Annotated in this window: 8 protein-coding genes; 2 read left to right on the forward strand and 6 right to left on the reverse strand. The window is 46.0% G+C overall.

The genetic code is table 11. The annotated features are described in order from the left end of the window. The 3 genes from VIM87_RS13810 to VIM87_RS13820 form a co-directional block, all read right to left on the reverse strand. Nucleotides 1–902: hypothetical protein (locus VIM87_RS13810; protein WP_331997559.1), on the reverse strand; the 902-nt coding region annotated here is incomplete at its 3' end. Nucleotides 903–1,016: 114 nt separating this feature from the next. Beyond that, complete coding sequence (locus tag VIM87_RS13815; RefSeq protein WP_331997560.1) at nucleotides 1,017–1,556, reverse strand: hypothetical protein; 540 nt, start codon at nucleotides 1,554–1,556, stop codon at nucleotides 1,017–1,019. 166 nt (nucleotides 1,557–1,722) lie between these two features. Next, nucleotides 1,723–2,400: a DinB family protein gene (locus VIM87_RS13820; RefSeq protein WP_331997561.1), complete on the reverse strand. Its 678-nt coding sequence runs from the start codon at nucleotides 2,398–2,400 to the stop codon at nucleotides 1,723–1,725. A 213-nt stretch (nucleotides 2,401–2,613) separates the two neighbouring features. On the opposite strand from VIM87_RS13820, the gene VIM87_RS13825 reads away from it, so the two are divergent. Continuing rightward, nucleotides 2,614–3,309 carry a uracil-DNA glycosylase family protein gene (locus VIM87_RS13825; RefSeq protein WP_331997562.1) on the forward strand — a complete coding sequence of 232 codons (696 nt, stop codon included), beginning with the start codon at nucleotides 2,614–2,616 and terminating at the stop codon, nucleotides 3,307–3,309. Nucleotides 3,310–3,329: 20 nt separating this feature from the next. On the opposite strand, the gene VIM87_RS13830 is transcribed toward VIM87_RS13825, so the two are convergent. From VIM87_RS13830 to VIM87_RS13840, 3 genes are all read right to left on the reverse strand, one after another. Next, nucleotides 3,330–3,584: a hypothetical protein gene (locus VIM87_RS13830; RefSeq protein ID WP_331997563.1), complete on the reverse strand. Its 255-nt coding sequence runs from the start codon at nucleotides 3,582–3,584 to the stop codon at nucleotides 3,330–3,332. A gap of 90 nt (nucleotides 3,585–3,674) precedes the next feature. After that, the gene (locus tag VIM87_RS13835) at nucleotides 3,675–4,001 is read right to left on the reverse strand and encodes a hypothetical protein (RefSeq protein WP_331997564.1); all 327 of its coding nucleotides are present in this window, start codon (nucleotides 3,999–4,001) and stop codon (nucleotides 3,675–3,677) included. 143 nt (nucleotides 4,002–4,144) lie between these two features. Beyond that, nucleotides 4,145–4,570 carry a hypothetical protein gene (locus VIM87_RS13840; RefSeq protein ID WP_331997565.1) on the reverse strand — a complete coding sequence of 142 codons (426 nt, stop codon included), beginning with the start codon at nucleotides 4,568–4,570 and terminating at the stop codon, nucleotides 4,145–4,147. 74 nt (nucleotides 4,571–4,644) lie between these two features. Here VIM87_RS13840 and VIM87_RS13845 point away from each other — a divergent pair. Further along, the coding region (locus tag VIM87_RS13845; protein WP_331997566.1) for an alpha-L-fucosidase at nucleotides 4,645–5,799 on the forward strand (1,155 nt) is incomplete at its 3' end.

The raw sequence follows: 5,799 nt of genomic DNA on the forward strand, positions 1-5,799 counted from the left end.
TCTGTTATCACCTGCTGCTGCCCGGCACGGCGTATTTTACGGAAGGCGTTAAACACCCAGCTGAAATACACCAGGGCTATGAGTATTAACCAGAGCCAGTTATCCTTATGCGCCCGGAAATAATACCCCAGCATTTTGCGCTGCCCGGCGTATGATTTACGCGCCAGGGCCATTACCTGCACGCTGGCTTTATTGCTATCTGCTACCTCCCACAGGTAGTTATACTCTTTGCTAAATGATTGCATACCGGACTGGCGGATACGGTCGCGCACATCATCCTGCAGCTCTATGAGCGCAAAATAACTTTTGGATACATTGGCCTGCAGCTGCGCAATACGTGTTTGGTTGGCTTTGGCAGAGCGGCGTGCCAGCTTCCAGTTCTTTTTTATATCGGCTATTTCATCCAGGTAAAGCTTTTGCAGCAGGCTGTCTTTACGCAGCTGCTGCATTACCTCATCTTTGGCAAAACCGCGCATTTCCATTTGCATGGTCACCAGCTGGCGGTTGTATTTAAACAGGGAGGTACGCCAGCCATCCAGCCGCTGCTGCATATCGCCCATCAGCACCTGGAAGGTGAGCAGGTTTTTGATATTGAGCACACTGCTGTATACGGAGAGGTTTTCCTTAATGATCTGGATGTTGGATTGAATGTCGGGCAGGTCGCGCTCAATGTCGGCGGTGTTAAAACCATCTTCCGTAACATTGTTGATACGGGTAAGGGTTTGCTGTACCTGCTCTATTTTCTGGAGAATACTGTCTGCAAAGCCGGGGCGTTCCCTGTTCTGGTTGCCGGCGGAATCCCTTGGCGGACGTGCAGATTGTGCCCACAGGGCTACGGGTAATAAGCACACAAAGGCAAGTAACAGCCCTTTGCGGAGGTTCAGTGAGGTATATGGTTGCACTTTTAAAAGTTAAAAAGTAAAAATTAAAAAAAAATATGACATGTAAAGATATGGTGATAGTGATTATCTAAACAATGTTGTCACTTTTTTAATTTTTACTTTTTAACTTTTTACTTAGTCCCCCTTTTCGCCGGTAAACCAGTGTTCCTTATCCCGGAACAATACGTTAAAGGTGGTGAGGGAGCCATAAATGCGGGTAATATACTGCTGCATGTTCACCTTATCGTCATCGCTGAGCAGCTTGTGGCTGTTGATCTGCTGTTCCAGCACCCGCAGGCGGTCGCGCACCATTACGATCTTGTGAAAGAACACTTCCAGCGGTATTTCCTTGGGTTTTAAGCCCGCATCTGCCGGTTGCAGGATCATGGTGCCTTTGGACCAGCGGTCGCCAATGGGCACTATTTCGGAAAAGCCGCCCCAGAGGCGCAGGATCTTCAACAGTGATCTTTCCACATCGGAGGTGGTTTCCAGCTCCGTGGTCTGGTTTTCGGCATAAAGCACTTCGAACAGCGGATCGGTTTTATCTATTTCCTCAATACCGCTGTTCATAAAGGTTACCACGTACTGGGCATATTTTACGCCGATAATTACCCCGGGGCCGAAGCGGGCATGTTGTACTCTGGATCCCGGGCCTGCCGTTAATTCAACTTCCATCAGGGAGAAATTTAGGAATGTAAAATGTAAAATTTTAAATCTTAAATGTAAAAGTATGAATGTGTTACTTAAAGTTTAGAAGTGCAAAATGCAAAATTTTAAATGGAAAAGTATCGCTGCATTTACTTTATCATTTTACATTTAAAATTTTACATTTTACATTCCATCATCCTTCATGGGGCTTGGCGCCGGGCAGGCGGCCGGCAATCCACTTAATTTGCCCGTTATGATTAGATTCATGCTCGCATACATGAAACCATTTACAATAGTTATTGGTGGGGCCCCAGGGCCATTCTTTATCTACGGAGAGCAGCCATTTATCATCACGTTTTTTAAATTCATCGAGGGTATGCTGCCGTACTTCTTTCAGGGTATCCAGGTAATAGTTCAGGTCATGGCCTTTAATGGCTTCCCGGGCAGGCTCGCCCAGCTCAGAGGCAATGGACCAGCGTTTTTTATCGGCCTCGCTCCAATCGCCCCATTTTTTACCTTCAAAAGTATGGATCTGGTAAAAACGTTCAGTGGCGGCCAGGTGTAATAACATGGCGCCAATGGTGTTGGATTTTGCATCATGCAGATAATCCAGCTCGGTGGTTTGCATTTTACTTACAGATAATAATACCACAAAACGCATCCAGTCCATCATAGATACCAGGGTACCTACCTGGGGGGAATAACCGGCTTTGGGGCCAATAATGTTTATGTCGTTTTCCACGTTGGATACAGGGATACCAGCGGCCCAGCCGCCCAGGGGCAGCATACTGAGGCCGGTAAGGCCGGTGGCAATGGTAGCGGTGTTCCGGAGGAAATTCCTCCTGTTAAGGAGTTGCTTTTCGGTTCGCATGGTGGGGCGGTTTTGGTTGAACCGGGAAATTAATAATTAATGATTAATAATTAATAAATGCGGCGGAGTGTGGAGAATAATTAAGAATTAATAATTAATAATCGTATTGAGGGAGCTCTATGATCAGGATGTTTTGCAGCATAACCGGTGTTGGAGATACCAGTGCTCATGATTATTAATTGTTCATTCTTAATTATTAATTAAATTTATCGGATGCAAACTTTTGCGGATCATGTGATCCAGTTTAACCGCTCGCTGGAATTTAAAGGGGCATTGCCGCCCGGCATACAGATCATGAATCCCTTCCGGGAAGCTGCTATTGCAGATGTAATGCAGCAGTTCTATAAAAAGTTCTATGATGATACGCACACGCGCCGCCTGATCCTGGGCATTAACCCGGGCCGGCTGGGCTCCGGCGCTACAGGCGTGCCTTTCAGCGATACCAAACGTTTGGCGGAAGAATGCGGCATTCCGGTTAAAGGGTTTAAAACGCATGAGCCATCCTCTGTTTTTGTGTATGATGTGATACATGCGTACGGCGGTGTGCAGGCGTTTTACCAGGACTTTTACATCAGCTCCGTATGTCCGTTAGGGTTTACTGCCGGCAATGGGAAGGATAAGGTGGTGAACTATAATTATTACGACAGCAAAACTTTAACCAATGCAGTACACGATCTTATTGTGCGCAGCCTGCGTAAGCAGCTTGGCTTTGGTATCAGCACCAAAGTGTGTTACTGTATGGGCACGGGAAAAAATGCCGCTTTCCTGCAGGCATTGAATGAAAAGGAGCAATTCTTTGAGAAAATAGTTCCCCTGGAACATCCGCGTTTTGTGATGCAGTATAAAGTTAAAACCAAACAAGCCTATATTGATAAATACCTGGAGGCTTTTGAAGCCTATTCACAATAACGTAACAGCCAGGGAGGCTGTTAATCTTCCGCTTCCTGCGGAACAGGTATAGGATTTTTGCCCAGCATACGCCTTATTTCATTGGCTTTTTCATAGATGCTCACTGATTCTTCCAGCTCAATAGCACCGGTGTTGGCAAGAAAATCCTGCATTTTCCTTCTTCCATTCACACATACCACTGTAATGGTGCCATCATCAAGAGCGTAAATAAACCGGCATTTCCGGATGCCATGCACCAGTGGGGATATCTGGTAATGGGTGATCATAAATTCCATAGTATATGGCTTTACTTGCAGGAAGTTAACAGTAATAAATTAAATAAAAAGTTAACTCGTTGTAAACGCCCAAAATTCCTGCCCCTCCTGCTATATTTTAATAATGCTGAAAACGGTGTCAATAATAAGATTGAGCATACTCATGCGGAATGCATCTATACGGGCCAGGGCCAGGCCGCTTTGTTTAAGCGCCTCCATTTGGGCCAGGTCTTTCTGGCTCATTACCAGCCATTCAAAATCTTCGGTGGTGAGCTGTTTGCTGGCCAGCAGCAGGGTCCAGCGTTTAAGCTTTTCTTCAGATTCCTGTATGAACTGCTTTCCATCCTTTATGGCCGCTTCAGAATAGCTCTTAACCGTAGATTTAGCCAGGCTTGAGATATCTTTTATAAGTTTATCGAATATTTCGTCGAAGTTCATCGCTAGGTAATTAATAATTAATAATGAATAATTAATAGATAGTTCGTGGATGAAGTTTTAATTAAGAATGAATACTGAACAGGCTACGTGAAGAAATTTTTTCTATTGAAAAGCCGGTGGCCATGATTATTAATTATTAATTCTTAATTCTTAATTTTCCCGCTCTCCAGCTCAGCTATCTTGTCAAAAGCTGCCCCAACCTGGATCTTGGCCTCTTCAATAAAGGGTTTACTGAGCACCGCATGATCCTGCCAGTATTTGAAATAACCGCCTAACAGGTGCTTGCCGGGATCTTTCATGGTATTCCACATTTCCAGGGTGATCTTATTATTGGGCCGGTGCACCTCGTATTCATAGGCCTTGTCAATTTTCGTCTGCAGTTCGGAAAGTGCTTCCTTATGCAGGGAAAAGCTGTCTGTTCCCAGGTCCATGGCCTTCAGCACATCTACTTTCAGCGCGGTGGTTTGCTGGTAGGCATATTCATTATAACGGGAAATAAGCGGTGAGCAAAAGGAAAAACAACTCAGCAAAACAAGCAATAGAACATAGGATGGTTTAACGGCTTTCATATATAAGCGGACGTTTTATTTGCAAATTGTTGGCAAATATATAATTTTAGCCCCATCACTTCAAACCGCTATCAATGAACAGGCTTTTCTGGTTTTTTGTTTGCTGTTGTATATCCGTAGGGGTGAAGGCACAGTCAACCGCCTCACGGGTACCCTTACACGATTTGCAGCAACAATTTGTGGACCTGCGCTTTGGCATGTTCATTCACTTTAACATTCCTACGTTCATGGACCAGGACTGGGCAGACCCTGAGGCCTCCCCTGCCCTGTTTGATCCTAAAAAGCTGGATTGTAACCAGTGGGCGGCGGCCGCCAGATCGGCCAATATGAGCTATGGCTGCTTAACTACCAAGCATCATAGCGGCTTTTGCATCTGGGATACTAAAACCACCGATTATAATGTAATGCACAGTCCTTTGAAAAAGGATGTGGTACGGGAGTATGTGAATGCTTTCCGTGCAAAGGGCTTAAAAACATTCCTGTATTATTCCATCCTGGATACGCATCATAAGATACGCCCGGGTTTTATTACCCGCCAGCAGGTGGAGATGATAAAGGCGCAGCTTACAGAGCTGCTCAGCAACTACGGGGAGATCACCGCTTTGATCATAGACGGCTGGGATGCGCCCTGGTCAAGGATCTCGTATGATGCAGTGCCGTTTGAAGAGATCTATACCCTTATTAAAACCCTGCAGCCCAATTGCCTGGTGATGGACCTGAACTCAGCCAAATACCCCGCAGAAGCGCTGATGTATACCGACATTAAATCTTATGAGCAGGGCGCAGGCCAGCATATCTCCAAGGAAAATAACCGCCTGCCGGCCCTTTCCTGCCTGCCGGTTAATAAGAACTGGTTCTGGAAAACCACTTTCCCGAAAGACCCGGTAAAGGATCCGAAGATGCTGGTGAATGATGACATTGTGCCTTTTAACAATGCCTGGTGCAACTTTATTTTAAACGTGGCGCCTAACCGGGATGGGCTGATAGATGAGAACGCGCTGCAGGCCCTGCAGGCCATTGGCAAACAATGGAAAAATGAAGGCCCGGGGGCAAAGCTGCCGGAAGCTGATGCGCCCATCATTTCCTCCAACATTGCCAAACACCAGCCTGCCAATTCCAGCTGGAGCGATGATATGAACATTATGGACTTTGCCAATGACGATGATTTCACTACGGACTGGACCTCCAACACCACGGTAAAACAGCCCTGGTGGGAAGTGGTGCTGGAC

Origin of the sequence: Chitinophaga sp. (assembly GCF_036569125.1) — a bacterium.
Taxonomy (GTDB): domain Bacteria; phylum Bacteroidota; class Bacteroidia; order Chitinophagales; family Chitinophagaceae; genus Chitinophaga.